This is a genomic window from Saccharibacter sp. 17.LH.SD (assembly GCF_009834805.1).
GTDB lineage: Bacteria > Pseudomonadota > Alphaproteobacteria > Acetobacterales > Acetobacteraceae > Saccharibacter.
Genome location: NZ_WVHO01000009.1, coordinates 506,013 through 528,838 on the forward strand (window position 1 = coordinate 506,013; position 22,826 = coordinate 528,838).

Sequence of the window (22,826 nt, forward strand, 5' to 3'; positions counted from 1 at the left end):
TAATGTGACTGGGGATGGTGTAGGCTATCTCTTGAGATTTTCGTGTATCTATGTTCCTGAGTGAACATGCTGGTTAGGAATGCAACGCGATAGATTTAAGTGAAGAGTTAAGAGGAGAGCGGCATATGGTTGAGGGAACGCACGTGAAGCCTGTGATCGGTGTGATCGGGGGGTCGGGCTTATATGATATTGATGGCTTAGAGAACAAAGAATGGCGTCGTTGTGAAAGCCCGTGGGGGACGCCTTCTGATGAACTCCTTTTTGGAACGTTAGATGGTGTAAAGTGTGTTTTCCTCCCAAGGCACGGGCGCGGGCATCCTATCCCACCGTCACATCTGAATTTTCGTGCGAATATTGATGCATTAAAGCGTGCGGGGGTGACTGATATCATTTCATTGTCGGCTGTTGGTTCTTTGAAGGAGGAGTTGGAACCAGGGCGCTTCGTTTTGGTCGATCAATTTATTGATTTAACGCAGGGTAGAGCGCGTACCTTTTTTGAAGAAGGTTGTGTTGCTCATGTGAGCATGGCGGAACCTGTTTCTCGTCATATGGTTGATAAGCTGGGTGCGGCCGCAGAGAAAATTGGGATTCCGGTGACGCATGGTGGGACCTATGTGGTGATTGAAGGTCCTCAGTTTTCGACACGGGCTGAAAGCCAACTCTACAAGTCCTGGGGGTGTTCCGTCATTGGAATGACCAACATGCCAGAGGCGCGTCTTGCTCGTGAAGCTGAGATGAACTACGCGACAGTGGCTATGGTGACGGATTATGATTGCTGGCACGAAGATCATGAGAGTGTCACGGTCGAGGCTGTGGTTCGAACAATGAAAACAAATGCTAGCCGTGCACGTGACCTGGTGAAAGCGGCGATTCCTGAACTTGGTAAGCCTCGTAGCTTGTGCCCAACAGGAGCGGAACGGGCGCTTGATAATGCTATTATTACCCCACCTTATGCTTGGGACTCTGCTGTCTTAGGGCGGCTAGATGCTGTCGCTGGGCGTGTTTTACTCAAGGTATAATGGATGTCCGTTTGATCCCCTTTTTAAGGAAGTAGGATCAATGTCTCGTAGCAGGGGCTTTCCTTGGAATGAAGGAAAGTTACCCTGCGATAGAGAGATCACAAACTGCGAAGAAGACCGCCATCAATGGGAATGAGAGCTCCTGTTACATAAGCGGCTAGGGGGCTTGCGAGGAATGTGGCCATATGACCAAATTCCTCTGGTGATCCGTAGCGTCCAACTGGAATTTCATTCTCTTTTTGTTGGCGTAACTCAGCGACGGAAATACCCTGTTTTTGCGCACGCGTTTGGTTGAGTTGCGCGACGCGGTCCGTGTCAAAACGTCCTGGCATCAGTGTATTCACGGTCACGCCATCACGTCCCACCTCTCGAGATAAAGTTTTGCCCCAGTTGGCGAGGGCTGAGCGTAATGCATTGGATAAGACGAGGCCTGGAATAGGCTCAGCGACGCTTGTCGATGAGACCATGATGATACGACCAAATTTTTGCTTACGCATGGCGGGAAGGAACGCATCGGTCATGCTCATAACAGGCAGAAGCATAGCCTCAGTTTGTTGCTTCCACAAAGCAGCATCAAATGATGTGGCAGGCCCAGGAGGAGGGCCTCCACCATTTCCGATAATAATGTCGATAACGTTACAGTGTTCCTGAAGGGTAGTAATGGCGGTTTGCACACCCGCCAGTGATGACAAATCAGCGGCGATCCATGTTGCTTTACCACCCTCGGCTTGAATCTGAGCGGCTGTGTGCTGGAGCTTTTCAGTATTGCGAGAAATGAGATAGACGTGAACACCTTCGGCAGCCATGCTCCGTGCAATACCAGCGCCTAGACCTGAACTCCCGCCCATTACAACGGCGGAATGCCCACTGAGTTTGAGATCCATAATCCATCTCCCAACGATTATTATCGTCGGTAATGAGATCATGTTTCTGTGGTAGCGAGAAGAGGCAGAGTCTATGGGGAAGGGATCTCATCTCACAGGTGAGATAAGCAAAAAAAACATATCGTTATTCTGTGATGGCAGAAGTGAGAAAAATTTATCATTCCTGCTTGGGGGCTTCTTGACGCTCTGTGGGGGGCGCACTATCTCTGATCTACCTCTCCTCTTGGGAGGGGAGGATTGATCAAAGCGCTGCTGTATTGAGCGCATAACCCGGCCATGCTGCTTTGAACAAGGGCTGGCCTAGAATGGAGCGATCCATGACGAAGTTTCGTCCCCTTCATGACCGTGTAGTGGTCCGCCGTTTAGAAGGCGAACAAAAGACTGCTGGTGGCATCATCATCCCAGAGACAGCGAAAGAAAAGCCGATGGAAGGCGAAGTTGTCGCCGTTGGTCCGGGCGCTCGTAACGAGCAAGGTCAGGTTGTGGCTCTGGATGTTAAAGCTGGCGACCGTGTTCTTTTCGGCAAATGGTCAGGCACTGAGGTGAAGATCGGTGGTGAAGACCTGCTGATCATGAAAGAGAGCGACATTATGGGGATTGTTGGCTAACGCCACTCGCCCGATTCCTCTTTTTAAAATGAACCTCTAAGGAGTTAAGTGTTATGGCTGCCAAAGACGTAAAGTTTGGTGCTGATGCCCGCGATCGTATGCTACGCGGCGTTGATATTCTTGCGAATGCTGTGAAGGTGACGCTGGGCCCAAAAGGTCGCAACGTCGTTCTTGATAAGAGCTTCGGCGCCCCGCGTATTACAAAAGACGGTGTGTCTGTTGCTAAAGAGATCGAGCTAGCTGACAAGTTCGAGAATATGGGCGCACAGATGGTGCGCGAAGTGGCTTCTAAGACCAACGATATCGCTGGGGATGGGACCACGACAGCAACCGTGCTGGCTCAGGCTATCATCCGGGAAGGTGCAAAAGCCGTTGCTGCTGGCATGAACCCAATGGATCTGAAGCGTGGGATCGACAAGGCTGTGAGCCGTGTCGTTAAGGAACTTAAAGCTCGCACCAGCAAGATTTCTTCCCCAGCTGAGGTTGCTCAGGTTGGAACGATCTCCGCGAATGGTGAGGCTGAGATCGGCGAGATGATTGCTCGCGCTATGGAGAAAGTGGGTTCTGAGGGTGTGATCACCGTGGAAGAGGCGAAAGGCCTTCATACGGAGCTGGATGTTGTTGAAGGCATGCAGTTTGATCGTGGTTATATCTCCCCATATTTCGTCACTAATACTGAGAAAATGACGGCGGATCTGGATAACCCTTATATCTTGATCCATGAAAAGAAGATCTCTTCTCTTCAGCCAATGCTGCCACTTCTGGAAAGCGTTGTGCAGTCTGGTCGTCCGCTGTTGATCATTGCTGAAGAAGTTGACGGTGAGGCGTTGGCAACTTTGGTTGTGAACAAGCTGCGTGGTGGTTTGAAGATCGCTGCTGTGAAGGCTCCTGGCTTTGGTGATCGTCGTAAGGCGATGCTTGAGGATATTGCTGTTCTCACAGGTGGTCAGGTTGTTTCCGAAGATATCGGTATCAAGCTGGATTCCGTTACCTTGGATATGTTGGGAACGGCTAAGAAGGTTCACATCGATAAAGAAAACACCACAATCGTTGAAGGTGCTGGTCAGGCTGACGGGATTAAGGCACGTTGTGGCCAGATCCGTGCTCAGATCGAAGAGACTTCTTCTGATTATGATCGTGAGAAGCTTCAAGAGCGCTTGGCAAAACTTGCTGGTGGTGTGGCCGTCATCCGCGTCGGTGGTAGCACCGAGGTAGAGGTGAAAGAGCGTAAAGACCGTGTGGACGATGCTCTTCATGCAACACGTGCTGCTGTTGAAGAAGGGATTGTTCCAGGCGGTGGTACAGCACTTGCGCGTGCGAGTTTGATCCTTGCCGATCATCACTCTCACGTAAATGATGATCAGCGCGTTGGTGCGGAAATCATCCGTAAGGCTCTTCAGGCTCCATTGCGTCAGATCGCTCATAATGCGGGTGAGGATGGTGCAGTGATTGCTGGTAAGGTTCTTGAAGAAAAAGAATATAACAAGGGCTTTGACGCACAGACTGGTGAGTATAAAGACCTCGTTGTGGCTGGTATTATCGACCCGACAAAGGTTGTTCGTACAGCATTGCAAGATGCAGCGTCCGTTGCTGGTCTATTGATTACGACAGAAGCTATGGTTGCTGAACGTCCAGAGAAGAAATCCTCTGACGATGCTGCTGGAATGGGCGGCATGGGTGGAATGGGCGGTATGGGAGGCATGGGCGGCTTCTAAGCCGCACAGCTTCACGCTTTCTCTCCTTCTTGAAAGGGAGGGGAGAAGTTTGGCCCTACATTCAGTACTGTGAGAAGAGCCTCGCTTTCGAAAGGAAGCGGGGCTTTTTTGTGTGAAAATAGCTCCGTTACAAATGTGTCATAAAAATCACAGAATTCGTGAAAATTCTTATTGATTCGGTATCGGAACATTTCGTTGTTGTGTTTTTATTACGATAATGGATTAAATTAAAGAAATGTAACGAACCAGGAATTTTTGGCTTATGACGATCCCCACTCGCCATTTGATGCTCTGTGTATCTGCTTTGTCCATGGGGCTTCTTCCTGGGGTAGCCGTTGCAGATGTTGGGCAGCATGGAAAAGACGCACGTTATTCTACGCACCACTCATCCATAAAAGGAGATCTTAAGGGGCCAACGCATGCAGCACGCGCAATGCGTGCGCGGGCTCTGCATGGGGTCAGTAGCCATCGTATTGAAGAAGTGATAGTCACAGGCTCAATGTTGAGTACATCAAAGAACTCGAATGCCAATCCTGTTCAAATAATTTCTAGCAAACAAATTATGCAGACAGGTGTGACGAGTTTGAACGACGCGTTGCAGCGTATGCCGTCAGTGGGTTCAAACGGTCAAAATAACACGACGACAAACGGAGGAGGAGGAGCTGCGTGTATCGATCTCCGTAACCTCGGTTCTAACCGTGTTTTGGTATTGATTGATGGGAAACGTACAGCACTCAATGCACAGGCGAGCTGTGTGGATCTGAATACGATTCCCATGCAGCTGGTTGATAGTGTTGAAATTCTTAAAGATGGAGGCTCAGAACTCTATGGGGCAGATGCTGTTTCTGGTGTGATCAATATTAAACTCCGTCATGATACGACAAAAGGTGGTATTCTTATCCGTGGCGGGATTACAGGCCACGGTGATGGCAAGAATGGAATATTATCAGCGTATAAAGGTTGGAACTTTGATGAGGGGCGCGGCAATATTACTGTGTCTGGATCCTACAATACGACAGAAGGAATCCGGCAGAAAAATAGGGGATGGGCACATCCTGTAGAGATTGGGACAGATGGGACGACCTTTGGGTCTGGTACTAGTCCTCAGCCTTTATGGCTGGGTGATAACGGGAACCCAATACCGGGGCAGCCCCCACGGTCGCGTTATGATTTTACTCAAGATTCTTGGCTGACGAATAGTGTCAATACGGGGACACTGTATGGCGATGCACATTACGATTTTAACAAGCATTTTACTTTATATTCCAATGTTCTTTACAGCCATCGTAATTCCTTGTCACAAATGGCTCCGCAAGGATTTTTTGGAAGTGTTACGCCGTCGACATTGCCGTCGAATTTGACGGTGCCTGCTAATTATCCTGGGAATCCTTTTAGGCAGGATGCAACCATGGCGACGCGGCGATTTACAGAATTTGGCCCTAGGCGTTTTGAAAATGCGTCAGATACCTACACCGCGAAAGTTGGGTTGAAAGGTGAGATCATTGCAAACTGGATGTATGATGCATCCTTCACCTATGGATGGAACCAAGTCTTAGAGCATGATGAGAATATGGGCAATTATGCCGCTCTTTTAAATGAATATGGACTGCGTCAGATTAACCCAGGAAACTCTAATAGTGCCCTCGCTTATGATCCGTCTTTATGTCCTTCATCAGGGTGTGTGAGCCCTTTTAAGCCTCTTTCGGGTAAGGCTGCGGCTTATGCGAATGCGACAACCAATCAGCATAGTTATTATCAACTGCGTGATTGGAATTTGAGAATACATAACAATCAAGTGACGCGCATGCCATGGGAGAATGGGGGGCGTCTTGGCATTGCGTTGGGCATGGAGCATCGGGGTGAGCAGCTCTCTCAAACGCCAGATCCATTGGTTTCATCGGGTCAATCTATGGGCAATGCTACAACGTATACCGGGGGTGGTTTTCACGTAACGGAAGGTTATGCGGAAAGTAACATTAACCTGTTGCATAATGCCTTTTTGGCGAAGGATCTGACGATCGACGGGCAGGGGCGTGTTTCTGGCTATAATAACATGGGCATTACAAAGAATTGGAAAGCGTCTATTAACTGGATGCCAACGCGGGATGTGCGCTTCAGAGGAACGATTGGGACGTCTTATCGACAGCCACAAGTTTATGAGCTCTATCAAGGAGAACAGATAAGCTATATAGAGGCGCAAGACCCGTGTGATATGAATCAAATCTCTACATATGGAGCGCAACAGGCGGCTGTTGCAGCAAGGTGCGGTCAGCAGGGAATTAATACAAAGAAATTTGTGGCGCAGGGTAGTGGGCAGGTACCGACGATGTCGGGAGGGAATAGTCACCTTCATGCGGAAACTTCGCGCACCTATACTTTTGGAGCTGTATTTACACCACGTTGGGTTCCAAGATTAATGGTTTCTGCTGAATATTGGCATACAAATGTTAATCAAACGATTGGGGTTCTTGGCACACAATATGTTCTTGATCAATGCTATACATCCGGCAACCTCTGTGGTAGCGTTCAGCGCTATAATAATAATGGACATCAAATTAAACAAGTAACAGCTAATACTGCTAATCTTGGTGGTTTGAGAACGAGTGGTATTGATTTTGATTTGAATTATTCGCTTATTTTAACGCCATATGATGTTGTCAGTTTAAGTAACACTATTCAACAGCTTGTGACGTATAAGCAACAAAATTCACCTGGTGGACCATGGTATAATTACTCAGGTAGACTATTGTATAATGCGTCACCGTCTGTGGGACAACCTAAACTGCGTGATTATGCGACGGTAACTTGGCGGCATAATAACTTTAGCATTACCTATATGATGCAATATATGAGTGGAATGACGTGGAATAACTCGACAAGAGATTTAACGTTGGCCGATGGTCCGCGTTACAAGACGCCTGATATGTTTGAGCATGATGTAACCTTGAATTACCGTATGGGGAAATGGAATTTTGAAGGGGGTATTAATAATATCACCAATAAAAGACCTCCTTTCGTGGCGGATGGTACCCAAAATACCGTTGGGAATATGTATGGAGGTTATTTTGCCGGACGTTCCTTCTTCATGCAGGCTAATGTTGATTTTTGAGATGGGGGGATATTTGAAAAATGGGCAGTATGATTTGCTTTAATAGGCAGACTTTTAGCTTTTTCTAAGAAGAGAAAAGTCTGATTCTATATTCAGTGATGTAAAAAGTATCGCCTTCGCAGGAAGGCGATACTTTTTACACGACATAACCTCGTCATATATGTGTCATAAACATCACACAATTTTATGGAAACCCTAATCGCTTCGATGTCCGAACGTTTCGGGGGTTGTGTTTTTTATAATTTATGTAGATTAGGTTAAATAAATGTAACGAACCAGGAATATTTAGCTTATGACGATCCCCACTCGCCATTTGATGCTCTGTGTGTCTGCTCTATCTATGGGGCTTCTTCCTGGGGTAGCTACGGCGAATGGGGGGCAATATAGCAAAGCGGTAAAATATTCTGCGAAACAGCCATCTGTAAAAGCGCATCCTCGAGGGCGAACCCATGCAGTAAGTGCAACGCATGCCCGAGTGTTGCACGGGGTGAGAAGTCATCGCGTTGAAGAAGTGATGGTCACGGGTTCGATGCTGAGTACATCAAAGAACTCGAACGCTAATCCCGTGCAAATCGTTTCGAGCAAGCAAATTATGCAGTCAGGTGTGACGAGTTTGAACGATGCGTTGCAGCGTATGCCGTCAGTGGGTTCAAACGGTCAGAATAATACATCTACTAATGGTGGTGGTGGAGCTGCATGTATCGATCTCCGTAACCTTGGGTCTCAACGTGTTTTGGTGTTGATTGACGGAAAGCGCACAGCACTCAACGCACAATCCAGTTGTGTGGATTTGAATACAATTCCCATCCAGCTGGTTGATAGTGTTGAAATTCTTAAGGATGGGAGTTCAGAACTCTATGGGGCAGATGCTGTTTCTGGTGTGATTAATATTAAACTCCGCCATGATACGACCAAGGGTGGTATCCTTATACGTGGTGGGATTACAGGCCGTGGCGATGGCAAGAATGGGATTTTGTCAGCGTATAAAGGTTGGAATTTTGATGAAGGCCGCGGGAACATTACAATATCCGGGTCCTACAATACGACAGAAGGAATAAGGCAGAAAAATAGAGGTTGGGCGCATCCTGTGCAAATTGGAACGGATGGGACAACCTTTGGATCCAGTTTGAGTCCTCAGCCTTTGTGGCAGGATGTTAATGGAACTACGTTGCCATATGGGCAGCCAGGACCACCGCGATATGATTTTGGTCAGGATCAATGGCTGACCAATAGTGTCAATACCGGGACACTTTATGGTGATGCGCATTATGATTTTAACAAGCACTTCACCCTATATTCTAATGTTCTTTACAGCCACCGTGATTCACTGTCTCAATTAGCACCGCAAGGCTTCCAAGGGAGTGTTACCCCGTCGACATTGCCATCAAATCTGACGGTTCCTGCTGATGATCCTAGGAATCCTTTTAAGCAGGATGCAACCATGGCGACGCGGCGATTTACAGAATTTGGCCCTAGGCGTCTTGAAAATGCGTCAGATACCTATACGGCGAAAGCGGGGTTAAAGGGCGAAATCATTGCAAACTGGATGTATGATGCATCCTTTACTTATGGGTGGAATCAAGTTTTAGAGCATGATGAAAATGTTGGTAATTATGCGTCTCTCTTAAATGAATATGGTTTACAGCAAATCACACCTGGGAATGCTAGTAGCGGCCTTAAATATGATCCGTCTTTATGCCCTTCGTCTGGATGTGTAAGTCCTTTTAAGCCGCTTTCTGCGAAAGCAGCGGCTTATGCGAATGCGACAACCAATCAACATAGTTATTATCAACTGCGCGACTGGAATTTGAGAATACATAATAATCAAGTGGCGCGGATGCCATGGGAACATGGAGGGCGTCTTGGGATTGCGCTTGGCATGGAGCACCGTGGGGAACAGCTTTCTCAAACACCTGATCCGTTGGTTTCGTCAGGACAAGCGATGTCGAACGCCACGACCTATACAGGAGGTGGTTTCCACGTAACGGAAGGTTATGCGGAAAGTAACATTAACCTGTTACATAATGCCTTTTTGGCGAAGGATCTGACGATTGATGGTCAGGGGCGTGTCTCTGGTTATAATAACTTAGGGGTGACGAAAAACTGGAAAGCATCCATTAACTGGATGCCAACGCGGGATGTGCGTTTCAGAGGAACAATTGGGACATCGTATCGACAGCCGCAGGTTTATGAGCTCTTTCAAGGAGAGCAGATAACCTATGCGGAAGCACAAGATCCGTGTGATATGAATCAAATCTCTACATACGGAGCACAACAAGCGGTTGTTGCAACAAATTGTGGTAACTCCATCAAAAAGTATAACAAACATAAGTTTGTAGCACAGGGAGGTGGGCAGATCCCTACTATGCAGGGCGGGAACAGCCATCTTCAGGCAGAGACCTCACGGACGTACACGTTTGGAACGGTATTTACTCCACGTTGGGTTCCGAGATTGATGGTTTCTGCCGAATATTGGCATACGAATGTTAGTCACACGATTTCGCCTCTTCAGACACAATATGTTTTGGATCAATGTTATACGTCTAAAAATCTTTGCGGTAGCGTTCAGCGGTATGGAAGCGGGCAGATCAAACAGGTAACGGCCAATTATGAGAATCTTGGTGAGTTAAAGACAAGCGGTATTGATTTTGATTTGAATTATTCGCTTATCTTGACGCCATATGATGTGGTCAGTTTGAGCAATACGATTCAACAGCTCGTAACCTATAAGCAACAGAATGTACCAGGAGGGCCCTTTTATAATTATTCTGGCCGACTGCTTTATAACGGAATAGGGCAGAATTCGGCTGGAGGGCTCCCTAAGCTGCGTGATTACGCAACAGTGACGTGGCGGCATAATAACTTTAGCATTACCTATATGATGCAATATATGAGTGGAATGACATGGAATAATGGAACGCGGGACTTAACGGCTGCTGATGGTCCTCGTCACAAGACGCCAGATATGTTCGAGCATGATCTGACACTTAATTACCGTATGGGGAAATGGAATTTCGAAGGAGGTATTAATAATATTACGAATAAAAGACCTCCTTTCGTGGCAGATGGCGGCCAAAATACCGCAGGGAGTCTGTATGGAGGTTATGTTGCAGGGCGTTCCTTCTTTATGCAGGCTAATGTTGATTTTTAAGTCTGCAAGATCAGCGGGACACGTTTTGACGTTGTGACAAAGCTTAGAATAGCAAAGGGAGGGGCACTTAGGTGTTACCTCCTTTTGTTTTTGAAGAGTAAAGTCAAAAACACGATGGGTAACTTGTTGTAAAATAATGATATTTTTCGAATTTTGAAAAAATTATAAAAGAATCGAAAAAATATATTGATTTTAAGAAAGAACAACGCTTACCGTAATAATTACAGGGAGCAAGAACGGTCTCTGTAAATAGAGGAATGACTGTTTAACAGTATTCCAAAGTTGTTGGGAGTGTAGCGTTATGTCTACAAAAAGTAAACTGACATCAGCTTTTATCTCTTCCTTTTCTACTTTGGGTGGTGCCATTGGGTCGTTGTCTACGAAGATCCTGGATGCGCCTTCCTCCCCTCATGTAGGTTCTTCTTTTGCCAGGCAAAGGCACGCGTTATGGGATGACGTCGCTTATGCTAAGCGGGGGTACCGATCTATTATCTAGGGCCTTTGATGAAGTCCCGTTCCGTCTTTTGTGATTAACGTTTAGTTGAAAGAGGGGTCGGGGGTGTTCTTTGGGCACTTCCGACTGTCTGTAATATTCATAGGCGAGAGTGTGGCGGGTGGTGCGTTGTGTCCTTTGAGGAGGGCGTGACGTCTCTGCAGAAAGAGATTTTTAGAGTATCGTTATCCAGTAATTGCCGTTAAAGAGGATATCACCTCGCCTCTCTCCTTTCTTGTAAGAAAACTTCTATTTCTGATAGCGCGTCGTCGAACGGTAGACGTTTGATAGGGACCCCCTTAGGAAAAGCAGAGAGTAGGCGTGATGGCATCCGCCGGTCGAGCGTAACAAAAACCCCATAATCATCAGAGCGACGAATAAGGCGGCCGAAGGCTTGCTGTAGGCGCATGCGCGTGATTTGATCATCATAAGCCCCGGGTCTGCCGCCAGAGAGAAGGCGCCGACGTTCGCGGTGGAGAATGTCGGGCCGTGGCCATGGTGTGCGTTCAAAAACGACCATTTGTAATGCTTCTCCTGGTACATCTACGCCGTCGCGCATGGCATCCGTCCCCAGTAGGCAGCTATGGGGTTCGGTGCGGAAAACGTCGATGAGGGTGGCGTTGTCCATCGCGTCAACATGCTGCGCGTAGAGGGGGAGCCCCTGTAGGGCGAGGGCCTCATGGATGCGGCGGTGAACTTCTTTTAAACGTTGGATGGCTGTAAAAAGCCCAAGAGCTCCGCCCCGTGAGGTTTCAAATAAACGTTGAAACGCGTGTGCCAGGGAGGCCATGTCTTTTGGCACGTCCGTAATAATATAAGCGCGTGTTTGTTGTGCGTAATTAAAAGGACTCATGAGAGCCGCTCGAAGGGGAGGCTGGAGGAAATGTGTTGTGCCGAGGCGCTGCTCTGCTTTTTCCCAACTTTCTTCTTCGGTATCGTCACCATCACGGTCGCGTAACGTGGCCGATGTCATGAGGAGCCCGTGTGTTGTGCTCTGCAATGTGCTGGCAAAGGGGATGGTTGGATCAAGCCAATGTCGGTTGAGAGCTATGTCATAGCTTTCTTCCATAGTGCGAAGGGCAGGAAGGCGTTCTCGGCGAATGAAATCAATATAAAGAGGATGATCATGTGGATTGGGAGGTGTGATGATCGTCCGAAGAATGCCCACCCATCCTTGGAGGCGTGAGAAAGCGCGCCGATAGAGGCTACGGAGTGTCGACTCAAGCCGTTGTCGGAAGGGCATGTCGCCTTCTTCAGCAGGAGCTTCGAGCTGCTCGCTGATGAGTTTGATGAGTTGATCAAGGGGACGAAGGATGGCTTGTAGAGCGTTAAGAAGATGTTCCGTCGCTTCCGTGAGGTCGGGAATGGTGGGATGTAGATCGCATTCTTGACGGGTATGTGAGACGTCGCCTCGCTGTTGTTGGTGCTCTTCTTCGCGTCGAGCCAGAAGTTGTCGCTCAAGCATGAAGAGAAATATTTCAGCCGGGTGGTCAAGATCCTCAGGAATGGTTCCTGGTGGTGTTTCTGTCCCTTGAGTGGGCTGCTCCCGGGTCGCTTGTAAACGTAGGCTCCAGCCTGGTCGAGGGAGGCCTTTTTGAGTAGCATAAATCAATGTTTGAAAAGGGGCTTGCAGCTCGGGAAGACGTTCTAAAATATCATCCATGCGCCGTGCTAAGCCACGAGCACGGGAGCGACTTCCTTCAGCGCCTAAGAGCCAGCGTCTGAGTTCAGCGGCCTCTAAACCAGAAAAAGTGAGCGAGAAGGCGCTGTCTGCAGCATCTGGAATGTGATGGCCTTCATCAAAAACGTAACGTGTCGGGATTCCATTTTCATCAGCGATATCGGCTGGAGCGCGTTTTTGGGGAATCAGCGCATTCCAGGCAGCCTGAGAGAGGACAAGTGCATGATTAGCAATGACTAAGTCAGCATGCTGAGCACGGCGTATACTATGTTCAATAAAACATGTTTGGTAATGAGGGCAGGCTGCGTGAATGCATTCACCGCGTCTATCGGCAATGGCTGATAAGAGTCCATGGCTAAATAATTCACCAAACCAGCCGGGAAGGTCTCCGCCCATCAGATCACCATCAGATGTGCATTCAGCCCATCTTATGAGCAGTGTGAGGGGTATGAGGCTATGTTTTTGCTGTGGTGGACGATTTTGGACAGTGTTGAGAATATCTTCAAGATTTAAAAGACAAAGATAATTTTCACGCCCTTTGCGAATAACAGCCTTCTGGCGCCGTTGCTCAGCATCCGGGTAGAGGCGAATGAGTTCTTGCTCGATTTGGCGTTGTAAATGGCGTGTATAGGTGCTGATCCACACAGCACCATCATTGGTTTCTGCCCACAAACTGGCTGGAGCAATATACCCCATGGTTTTTCCAGTCCCTGTTCCGGCTTCGGCCAAAATAATGTTCGGAGCGTTAGGGATATCACGTGGGCGGAAGGCATGGGTAACTGCAGAGGCGAAGTCGGCCTGGCCTGGTCGAGGTTCAGCCGAATGACCAAGCATTGTGGCTAAGCGTTTTCGGGCAGCAGTAGGGTCAACAGGTTGGCTTCCCGGGTGAGGGCGCTGAGCTTTTTCTTCCCATTGAGGCAGACGTTTCCAAACTTTTAGGATGTCATAAGCGGTGCTTCTTTTGGGGGCTGCCGTTGCGAATGTGGATGATGTTTCATGTAAGAACTGTTCGAGAAAAGGAGCCCAACTCCATCCTGCTTGGCGCAAAGGGATAAGAAAAGCGTGCAAACGGGCTTTTATAGAAGGGGTCTGAGCGGCTTCCTGTAAATCTTGCACGAGCTTTTCACAAATTTGATAGAGTATATCAGCCGTTAAGATTGTTTCTTTAAGGGCTTCAGGTGTTAATAGACCGAGTTCTAGACCGATACCGCGTGCTGTAGGTGTCGCGCTCCGTGCAGGATGAACGAAGAGAAAAAGCTCCAACAAGTCGAACCAAGGGGCCGGTGGGGGTTCGGGGGGAAGACTTAAAATACGGAGTGTGGCGGGCCCGTGAATAAGAAGTGGAGGCGGCATCGTGCGAAGTTGTGCACGCAGCTCGTCCTTTCCGAGTTCCATGAGCTCTCCATCTGGAGTGAGCAGGGAAGAAAGCCCGTAAGATGCAATAAGAGCAGGCGCTTGGAAGGGAGAACGTATTGGGTCTGACATCACGTGATAGTGTATCGAGAAACGAGGTTTCTGCCGAGAGGTTTCTTAGATGTTTGAAGTGCTTGCTTGACCAAGAAGCTCAGGCTCCATAATTTCTCAATCCTTATGCAAAAAAAGACCTCTTCTATCTCATCTGATTCGTCATTCCCCAAATTGTGGCCGTTTGAGGAAGCTCGAAAAATTGTCGTACGTGTCGCCGATAGAGACCCGGCGAAGCCTGTATTGCTGGAAACAGGGTATGGCCCATCAGGTTTGCCCCATATTGGCACGTTTGGAGAGGTCGCTCGTACGAGCTGGGTGCGCCAAGCTTTTGAAGCCATGACCGGGCGTCCTACACGTTTGCTGACATTCTCTGATGATATGGATGCATTACGGAAAGTGCCCAGTAACGTGCCTCAGCAGGACATGCTGGAGAAGCATCTAGGCTTACCATTGTCACGTATTCCCGATCCATTTGGAGAATATGAGAGCTTTGCGGCGCATAATAATGCACGCTTGCGTCAATTTCTGGATAGTTTTGGTTTTCAATACGAATTTGCGTCCGCTACGGATTATTACACGCGGGGTGTATTTGACGCGGCTTTAAAGCGTGTTCTTGAAGAGCATGATAAAATTGTTGCGGTGATTGCTCCCACATTGGGCAAGGAGCGACGTGCAACCTATTCGCCCGTTCTGCCCATTCATCCAGAGACTGGGCGTGTCATGCAGGTGCCGATTGAGCAGGTAAACCCTGAGGTCGGCACTGTTGTTTGGAAAGATGAGGACGGGCGGCAGTTCGAGACATCTGTCTATGGTGGGCATGCCAAAATGCAGTGGAAGGCCGATTGGGCCATGCGTTGGTATGCTTTAGGTGTTGATTACGAAATGTCCGGTAAGGATTTGATTGATAGCGTTAAATTATCATCGAAAATCTGCCGTATTCTCGGGAAAACGCCACCTGTTGGGCTGACATATGAGCTCTTTTTAGATTCCCAAGGACAGAAGATCAGTAAATCTAAGGGGAATGGTCTCTCTGTTGAGGAGTGGCTTCGTTATGGGCCGGCGGAGAGCTTGGGGCATTATATGTTTCAGCAGCCGACACGGGCAAAGCGTCTTTATACGGACATGATTCCTCGGGCGACGGATGAATATTTGGCCCTCGTGCAAAAGGGAACAACACAAAATAAGGAAGAGTTTCTCGCTAACCCTGTATGGTTTATTCATGCGGGTCAGTTTCGCCCTCAGGATACAAGCCCCGTTTCTTTTACCGCATTGTTAAATCTTGCGAGCGTGGCGAATGCCAAAGAAGTGGCCACGTTGTGGAAGTTTTTACAGCGTTATGATGCTTCACTCTCTCCTGAGAGTCACCCTTATGTGGCGCGTTTGGTCGAGCATGCATTGGCTTATTTCAATGAGCGTGTTCGCCCCAATAAAGTATATCGCGCACCGAATGAGACGGAGCGTAAGGGGCTTGAAGATTTGGCCGAAGCTCTTAAGGCTGTTCCTGCAGGGGCCTCTCCGGATGATGTGCAAAATATCGTTTTTGAAGTTGGGAAACGATATTTTGAGAAATCCGAGTTACGTTCTTGGTTCGGATGCTTATATGAGGTCTTGTTAGGGCAAAGCGAAGGGCCACGATTTGGTATTTTTGCCTCTCTCTTTGGCTTGAAAGAAACGGTCGCCTTGATTGAAGAGGGGCTGAAGCGCTCTGACGTTTAAGAAACAGCGTCAAATATGGATGTTGTAAAATATTAAGCGCAGTAATGCATGCATCACGCTTATACCGGTTGATGTGCCAAGAAAGGAACGTTTTTTGCAGGTTTCAGCTCGTTATCAGCGCTTGATGATGAGAGCACCGGCCCTTTTTGGGGCGGTGCTTCTTGTGGTGGCTGTTGTCGTCATATGGCGTGAATTACGACATCTCTCCGTGCATGATATCGTTCTAGGATTGCATGCGATCCCCGTGCAGGCCTTGTGGAAAGGAGTTGGGGCGACATTTCTCGCTTATTTCATTCTTTCTTTTTATGATGGCTTGGCGTGCCGGCACGTTAATGCGGGCGTTTCTTGGGGGCGCTCTGCGTTCGTTGCCTTTTGCTCTTATGTGTTGTCGCACAACATTGGGTGTGCTGCTGTATCAGGCACAGCGGTAAGGTATCGTCTTTATCGCAGTTGGGGTGTGCCTAGCGGAAAAATTGCTTCCATCATTGCTTTTTGTTCGTTGACCTATTTGTTAGGGACAATTGGGTTGGTGGGGTTTGTCTTGCTGTGGCAACCTCAGGCTATTCCATTTTTGTCTCATGCGCCTTTATGGATTTCTCATTGTGCTGGAATAGGATGCTTTGGGGCGTTGCTCGCCTATGTTGGACTTTCGATATGGAAAAAGGAAATCAAGATCTATCGCTGGCGACTTGATCTGCCACGATGGGACATTAGCATTGCGCAGATTTTAATCAGTATGGCCGATATGTCGGTCACAGCATTGATTGCGTGGTGTGTGATCGGTCCACTACCCCCAGGGACGGGATTAAATTTTGGTGGGTTTCTTGCCATTTATATCGTGGCTTACACGGCTGGTCTTGTAGCAAGTGTTCCTGGAGGGTTAGGGGTTTTTGACAGCGCTATGTTGTTAGCATTGTCTCCTTGGCTTCCTCTCCCGCGTATTATGGGGGCTATCCTAGTTTTCCGTTTATTCTACTACATCATCCCGCTGATATTAGCGGGCGTGATGTTTGCTGGACATGAGCTATTATTGCGGGGAATGCCTTCTCTTTCTCAACGGCCAGGACAAGGTGGAATCCTGCATCCTAATCAGGTTGTGCGTGAGTCAGAGGCTGATTTTTCAGTCATTGTCGCGACAAGTGTTCAGGCTGTTTTAGGGATAGTGACGATCCTTTATGCGTTGCTTGCTCCCTTGCCAGTTTTTCATTCGGTCATTCATGCCACTATATTGCAGCTGTCAGCTTTTTTATTGTGGTTGTGTGGTGTCATCTTGTTTGGGCTGGCTGGAGGTCTGTCTCAACGTGTGGCCTTAGCATGGCGTTTATCTGTGTATGTGCTGTGTGCTACCTTGGTTGTATTAGGGTTAAGACAAGCTCATTGGGCCGTTTTCTTGTTTGTAGCAGCCGTCCTTGTGGTGCTTTTGCCTTTCAAAAAGGGATATTATCGGCAAGCCCATTGGCGTGTTGAACCTTTATCTCCGTCTATCTTAGCGCCTATCTCGTTGTGGGCGGTTGGCCTGGCCGGAGTAGGCTGGGTAGGGTTACAACGTCATCTTGGTCCTGTCTGGTGGCGGGCGATGATTTATGATGCGCATACCGCTATAGGCCGATGGTTCATGGGCATTTCTGCTCTGTGCTGTCTGTTTGCGTTGTGGCGGGCTGTTCGGCGGACGCGTCTTCATCCCTTGCCGTGGAATCTACAAAATGCTGCGAAATATGGATGTCTGGTGGATGCCGCAACGACGACACATATGTTGCGCGATGTGAAGATTATGCCTGATGGAATTATTCAGGATGAATCAGCAAAAGCAGCGCTAGCCTTTATCAAAAGGGATCCTTTTCTTGTATCGTTAGGGAGCCCTGTGGGGGTGAAAGCTTTCCATGCAGCGGCGATCTGGCGATTACGCGATTATGCTGTACAGGAAGGCTATGGGTTAGTGTTTCTTCAGGATGATACGACATTAAGAGATATATATGAGGATATAGGGCTGAACGGATTTGTTCTGAAAAAAGGTGGATATTGTTTTTGTAACATTAATCAATATCCCCTTGTGCAGTCTTATCTAGATCGGCTTGGCTTACGCTAAAATTCATCTGAAAAGAGAGATGGATCCATCCTTTGACCATAGCAGCTATAGGTTTCAAGGACCTGAAAGGGGAGAGTTTCATTGTAGCCAAATTGTTCAATGAGGCAGATATGATCCACTCTTATAGGTTGGCTGGAAAAAAGATTATGGCGTTGTATCCAGGGTATGACGTCATGATGGCGATCAGGCAACAGGTAGCCGAGCGTTAGTTCAGGCGAAAGCGTTTTGAGAGATGATGGCGGGCAATCAGCAGCTTTTAAGCGTGATGCGATGCGTTTTTGAAGGTGTGTTAAGTCGTCATTAGGCATGACTGGCGAGGTTAAGCGGTCTTTCTCATGCCCTTGGTGATGGAGAATTTGCTGTAGTTTTATAGTGAATGGAGACCATGTGATCGTCGATAACGCAAGACCGATATCCTCAATAAGGTGATAGCGATCCACCTGCCCGAGTGATTGCAGTAAGATGATTCCGTGCTTGTTGGATACCCAATGGACGTCATTAAGCGTGCCACGCAAAAGGGACAAGTCGTCATCAATGAGTGAGGCTGTTGGTAACCCAATAGCAAGTTTCATACAGATAACAATCCTAGAAGGGGGTGATTGTTTAATCTTGACTTAACCTAAAAACATTCCACATCCTAGGGTAGGAGCAGAGTGGGGGAGTAGTCTCCCGCTACTGTTAGTTTTTTTCTTTCGGAAAAAGGTATCATGGCTTTTAATTCCGACTTTCGTTCTGCGGAGTCTCAGCAGGGGCAGGTTGCTTTTGATGCAGGCTTGCGCGCTTATATGTTGCGTGTCTTCAATTGGATGGCTTTTGCGCTCGTTTTGACCGCTGTCTCTGCCTATGCGGTGGTGCATACGTCTTTAAGGGGGATTTTCTTCCGGGCACATGGGCTGGCTAACGGGCAAATAGTGATGGGCCCGAGCATCATAGGTATGGTGGCGATTTTTCTGCCACTGGTATTTGTGATGGTGTTGTCCTTTGGGGTTAACCGTCTGTCGCGAAGTGCCGCTCAGGGAATCTTCATCCTTTATAGTGTTGCGATGGGGATTAGTCTGTCCAGTATTCTTCTGGCCTATACAGGAGCTTCAGTTGTCAGAACCTTTTTGATTGCAGCGAGTCTGTATTCAGCAGTGGCATTGTGGGGGTATGTGACAAATCGTTCTCTGTCTGGCTTTGGAATGTTTCTCTTCATGGGGTTGGTTGGGCTCATGATTGCTGGATTAGTGAACATGTTCATCCCGACGTCTTTCATGACGACGGCAATTTCTTTCGTCGGTGTATTGTTGTTCTCAGGCTATACGGCTTACGATACACAGCGCATTAAGATGTCATATCTCCAATATATGGGAGCCTATTCGGCTGATGATATTGGAAAATTAAGCATCTATGATGCTCTTTCAATGTACTTGAACTTTGTGAACTTGTTTCAGTCTCTGCTTCAATTTGTCGGCGTTCGGAGCGACGATCGCGGATAATGGATTTTAGATGTGGCGTAGGAGAGGAGTCTCTTTTGCGTCACATTTTAATGTTTCGCGAAGCACACATGGCCTTAGAAATGAAGAATATCTTGTGTGCGGTGTAAATTTTATAAAAAACCTCTATCCCGCAGAGAAAAGCCATTTTTCCATAGTGGACTTAATTAGTTCGTTTATTTTATGTCAATTTTCTCTTGTATTACGCGCTATTCAGGCGGAATAGGGTGGGTGGCACCGGGAGCATCTTCCCGATTTTTGAGAACTCAGAAGGGGCATCCCCTTCTTTGTCAGGATACGAACGAGGAAAGGCATTGAAAAATGACAGCAACGTTCGGTGGCGTTGAGGCGATCCTGGCTTGTGTGTCACAAAGTGTTTTGGCCTTTGAGGGCCAGAGCGACAGATAGAGGCAGGACCCATGAAAAGACTCTGGCGACTTTTTCCTGCGTTGCCTGCGTTGATGCTGTCGGGCTGTACGGTTGATTTGCTTCAACCAGACGGTCCGATTGGCGAGGGCAATCGCGACATGATGGTGCTTGAGTTCGCCATTATGATGTGTGTTGTCGTACCAACGTGCATTGCGACGCTGTTCTTCGCCTGGAAGTATAGAGCATCAAATACCAAGGCAGAATATAGACCTAATTGGTCGCACTCGAATGCGGTTGAGGTTTTTATTTGGGGTATGCCAATAGCTATTATCGCTGTTTTGAGCGGCTTTAACTATTGGAGTACGCATTATTACGACCCATACCGATCTCTTCCGAAAGATATGTTGGTTCGTGAACATGCAGAAAATACAAAACCATTGACCATTGAAGTTGTTGCGATTGATTGGAAGTGGTTGTTTATCTACCCAGAGCAGGGGATTGCGACGATAAATGAGCTTGATGTTCCGACAAAAACACCGCTGAATCTCCATATTACGTCCGATAGTGTGATGACGTCGTTCTTTATTCCGCAGCTTGGATCACAGATCTACAGCATGGCGGGAATGGAGACACAGTTGCACCTTCTAGCACGTAACCCTGGTGTTCTTCGTGGTGAGGCTGCGCAGTATAGTGGTCCTGGTTTTTCCGACATGAAGTTCAAGACAATTGCGTTACCACAAGAGCAATTCCAGTCTTGGGTGGAGAATGTTCGCAATGGTAGCAGCCAGTTTGCGTCGCATGAGCCGCTGAATCTTCAGACTTATCCGAAATATGCGAAACCGCCCGTGGTTCGTGAGAGCGTTGCTCCAACGCCATCTCCTGTGATCTATTTCGGCGAAGCACAGTCTGATCTCTTCCAGCACATTATTGCTAAATACAATAATGGTATGGTTCGCAGTATCAATAATGGCAAAATCATGCGTATGGATATGCACGCTGCCTCCAACGGCGCAGCATCATCTTCCGACACCGGCATGTAAGGAATTACCTAAAGATGCTCGGAAAACTAACACTTTCATCCATACCATATGATGTGCCGATTTTGGTCGGTACATTCATTGGTGTGGCCGTTATTGGGATTGCTGTTCTCGCAGCAATTACCTATTTTCGTAAATGGGGCTATTTGTGGCGTGAATGGTTGACGACAGTCGATCATAAAAAGCTTGGCGTCATGTATATCGTATTGGCGATTGTCATGCTGTTGCGTGGCTTTGCTGATGCGTTCATGATGCGTACCCAGCTCGCATTGTCATATGCGGGTAATCCAGGTTATTTGCCCCCTCACCATTATGACCAAGTCTTCTCGGCTCATGGCACGATCATGATTTTCTTCATGGCCATGGCGTTTATGACAGGGTTGTTTAACTTCGTTATTCCGCTCCAGATCGGTGCGCGTGACGTGGCTTTCCCGTTCTTGAACTCCGTCAGTTTCTACATGACATTGGTCGGTGCTGTACTGATCAACGTGTCATTGTTTATTGGTGAGTTCTCGAACGTTGGTTGGTTGGGTTATCCTCCAATTTCGGAGCTGCAATTTAACCCAGGCGTAGGTGTTGATTACTACATTTGGGCTGTGCAGATTTCTGGTGTTGGGACCTTGCTGACCGGGGTGAACTTCTTCACGACTATTGTGAAGATGCGCGCACCGGGCATGAAGTGGATGCAGATGCCGGTTTTCACATGGACGTCTTTTTACGCCATTGTGATGATCCTGCTGACCTTCCCTGTTTTGACGGTTACGATTGCTCTGTTGAGCCTTGATCGTTATCTGGGAATGCACTTCTTTACCAATGATGGTGGCGGAAGCGTGATGCTTTACCTGAACCTGATTTGGTCTTGGGGACATCCGGAAGTTTACATTCTCATCCTCCCAGCATTTGGTGTTTTCTCCGAAATTGCAGCAACATTTTCAGGTAAGCCGCTCTTCGGTTACAAGACCATGGTCTATGCGAGTGGTGTGATCACCTTATTGGGGTGCCTTGTTTGGGTTCACCACTTCTTCACGATGGGTGCAGGTGCAGATGTTAATACCTTCTTCGGAATCATGACGATGTTTATCGCTGTTCCGACGGGTGTGAAAATCTTTAACTGGCTCTTCACGATGTATAAGGGGCGTGTGCGTTTTGAAGGTCCAATGAACTGGATTGTTGGCTTCATGATTACCTTCTCTATCGGTGGTATGACCGGTGTGATGATGGCGATGCCTGCAGCTGACTGGGTACTTCATAATTCTCTCTTCTTGGTCGCGCACTTTCATAACGTGATTATTGGCGGTGTGTTCTTCGGTTACATCGCTGGTATGAACTACTGGTTCCCCAAAGTGTTTGGTTACAAGCTGCGTGACAGCTGGGGTAAATGGGCTTTCCGTTGTTGGTTCGTCGGTTTCTACCTTTCCTTTATTCCGCTCTACATTGTCGGTTTAGAGGGTATGACACGTCGTTTGAACCACTATGACAATCCAAATTGGCATCCTTGGTTGCTGGTAGCCTGTGTTGGTGTGTTCGTCCTTGCTGTTGGTGTGGCATGTCAGGTTGGGCAGTTGATCTGCGCGATTATTGATGCTGTTCACCAGAAGCGCGATGCACTGGATGCGACAGGTGATAACTGGGGTTCAGGTCGTACGTTGGAATGGTCTATCCCTTCCCCTGTTCCGCACTACAACTTTGCGCGTCTTCCAACAGTACGTGGGCTCGATACATTCCATATCGAGAAAGAGTTGGGCCGTCCGACACCAGTGGAAAGCCTGAAACCAATTCATATGCCGAAATATTCGGTCTTGGGGCCAGTGATTGGTGTGTTCACCTTCCTGTTTGGCTTCGCGATGGTCTGGCACATTTGGTGGATGGCGATCATAGGTTTGCTTGGCGTATTTGCTGCTATGGTAATACGTAGTGCTGACCTTGATATTGACTTTTATGTCCCTGTGGAAGAAGTCCGCGCGGATGAAGAGGCCTTTGCTAAGCGGATTTCCGCTGCGCAGGCAGCAGAATAAG

At 47.9% G+C, this 22,826-nt stretch carries 13 protein-coding genes; 10 read left to right on the top strand and 3 right to left on the bottom strand.

Translation table 11 applies throughout. From position 1 onward, the window contains the following. Positions 1–125: 125 nt before the first annotated feature. The gene (locus tag GS501_RS03700) at positions 126–1,019 is read left to right on the top strand and encodes an S-methyl-5'-thioadenosine phosphorylase (RefSeq protein ID WP_160830492.1); all 894 of its coding nucleotides are present in this window, start codon (positions 126–128) and stop codon (positions 1,017–1,019) included. Positions 1,020–1,117: 98 nt separating this feature from the next. On the opposite strand, the gene GS501_RS03705 is transcribed toward GS501_RS03700, so the two are convergent. After that, complete coding sequence (locus tag GS501_RS03705; RefSeq protein WP_160830493.1) at positions 1,118–1,903, bottom strand: SDR family oxidoreductase; 786 nt, start codon at positions 1,901–1,903, stop codon at positions 1,118–1,120. 317 nt (positions 1,904–2,220) lie between these two features. Here GS501_RS03705 and groES point away from each other — a divergent pair, with 317 nt between their 5' ends. The 4 genes from groES to GS501_RS03725 all read left to right on the top strand — a co-directional run bounded on the left by groES (position 2,221) and on the right by GS501_RS03725 (position 10,486). Then, a complete protein-coding gene (gene groES, locus GS501_RS03710) occupies positions 2,221–2,511 on the top strand; it encodes a co-chaperone GroES (protein WP_160830494.1) in 291 nt (96 codons plus the stop codon). 53 nt (positions 2,512–2,564) lie between these two features. Next, a complete protein-coding gene (gene groL, locus GS501_RS03715; protein ID WP_160830495.1) occupies positions 2,565–4,226 on the top strand; it encodes a chaperonin GroEL in 1,662 nt (553 codons plus the stop codon). Between the two features lie 262 nt (positions 4,227–4,488). Beyond that, the gene (locus tag GS501_RS03720; protein WP_160830496.1) at positions 4,489–7,335 is read left to right on the top strand and encodes a TonB-dependent siderophore receptor; all 2,847 of its coding nucleotides are present in this window, start codon (positions 4,489–4,491) and stop codon (positions 7,333–7,335) included. A 292-nt stretch (positions 7,336–7,627) separates the two neighbouring features. Further along, entirely contained in the window at positions 7,628–10,486 is a 2,859-nt protein-coding gene (locus tag GS501_RS03725) for a TonB-dependent receptor domain-containing protein (RefSeq protein WP_160830497.1), read from the top strand. A 707-nt stretch (positions 10,487–11,193) separates the two neighbouring features. Here GS501_RS03725 and GS501_RS03730 read toward each other — a convergent pair. Beyond that, complete coding sequence (locus GS501_RS03730) at positions 11,194–14,145, bottom strand: ATP-dependent DNA helicase (protein ID WP_160830498.1); 2,952 nt, start codon at positions 14,143–14,145, stop codon at positions 11,194–11,196. 105 nt (positions 14,146–14,250) lie between these two features. Here GS501_RS03730 and GS501_RS03735 point away from each other — a divergent pair, with 105 nt between their 5' ends. Further along, positions 14,251–15,843: a lysine--tRNA ligase gene (locus GS501_RS03735; RefSeq protein ID WP_160830499.1), complete on the top strand. Its 1,593-nt coding sequence runs from the start codon at positions 14,251–14,253 to the stop codon at positions 15,841–15,843. A gap of 94 nt (positions 15,844–15,937) precedes the next feature. Further along, entirely contained in the window at positions 15,938–17,929 is a 1,992-nt protein-coding gene (locus tag GS501_RS03740; RefSeq protein WP_237442382.1) for a lysylphosphatidylglycerol synthase domain-containing protein, read from the top strand. On the opposite strand, the gene GS501_RS03745 is transcribed toward GS501_RS03740, so the two are convergent. Then, positions 17,926–18,501 (bottom strand): 2'-5' RNA ligase family protein, encoded by a 576-nt coding sequence (locus tag GS501_RS03745; protein WP_160830500.1) that lies wholly within the window; start codon positions 18,499–18,501, stop codon positions 17,926–17,928. The genes GS501_RS03740 and GS501_RS03745 overlap by 4 nt on opposite strands. A 135-nt stretch (positions 18,502–18,636) precedes the next feature. Here GS501_RS03745 and GS501_RS03750 point away from each other — a divergent pair, with 135 nt between their 5' ends. The 3 genes from GS501_RS03750 (at position 18,637) to cyoB (ending at position 22,825) form a co-directional block, all read left to right on the top strand. Next, positions 18,637–19,407, top strand: coding sequence for a Bax inhibitor-1/YccA family protein (locus GS501_RS03750; RefSeq protein WP_160830501.1), 771 nt, complete (start codon positions 18,637–18,639; stop codon positions 19,405–19,407). Between the two features lie 416 nt (positions 19,408–19,823). Then, entirely contained in the window at positions 19,824–20,813 is a 990-nt protein-coding gene (gene cyoA / locus GS501_RS03755) for a ubiquinol oxidase subunit II (RefSeq protein ID WP_237442383.1), read from the top strand. 14 nt (positions 20,814–20,827) lie between these two features. Further along, positions 20,828–22,825 (top strand): cytochrome o ubiquinol oxidase subunit I, encoded by a 1,998-nt coding sequence (gene cyoB, locus GS501_RS03760; RefSeq protein WP_160830502.1) that lies wholly within the window; start codon positions 20,828–20,830, stop codon positions 22,823–22,825. The last annotated feature ends 1 nt before the right edge of the window (position 22,826 follow it).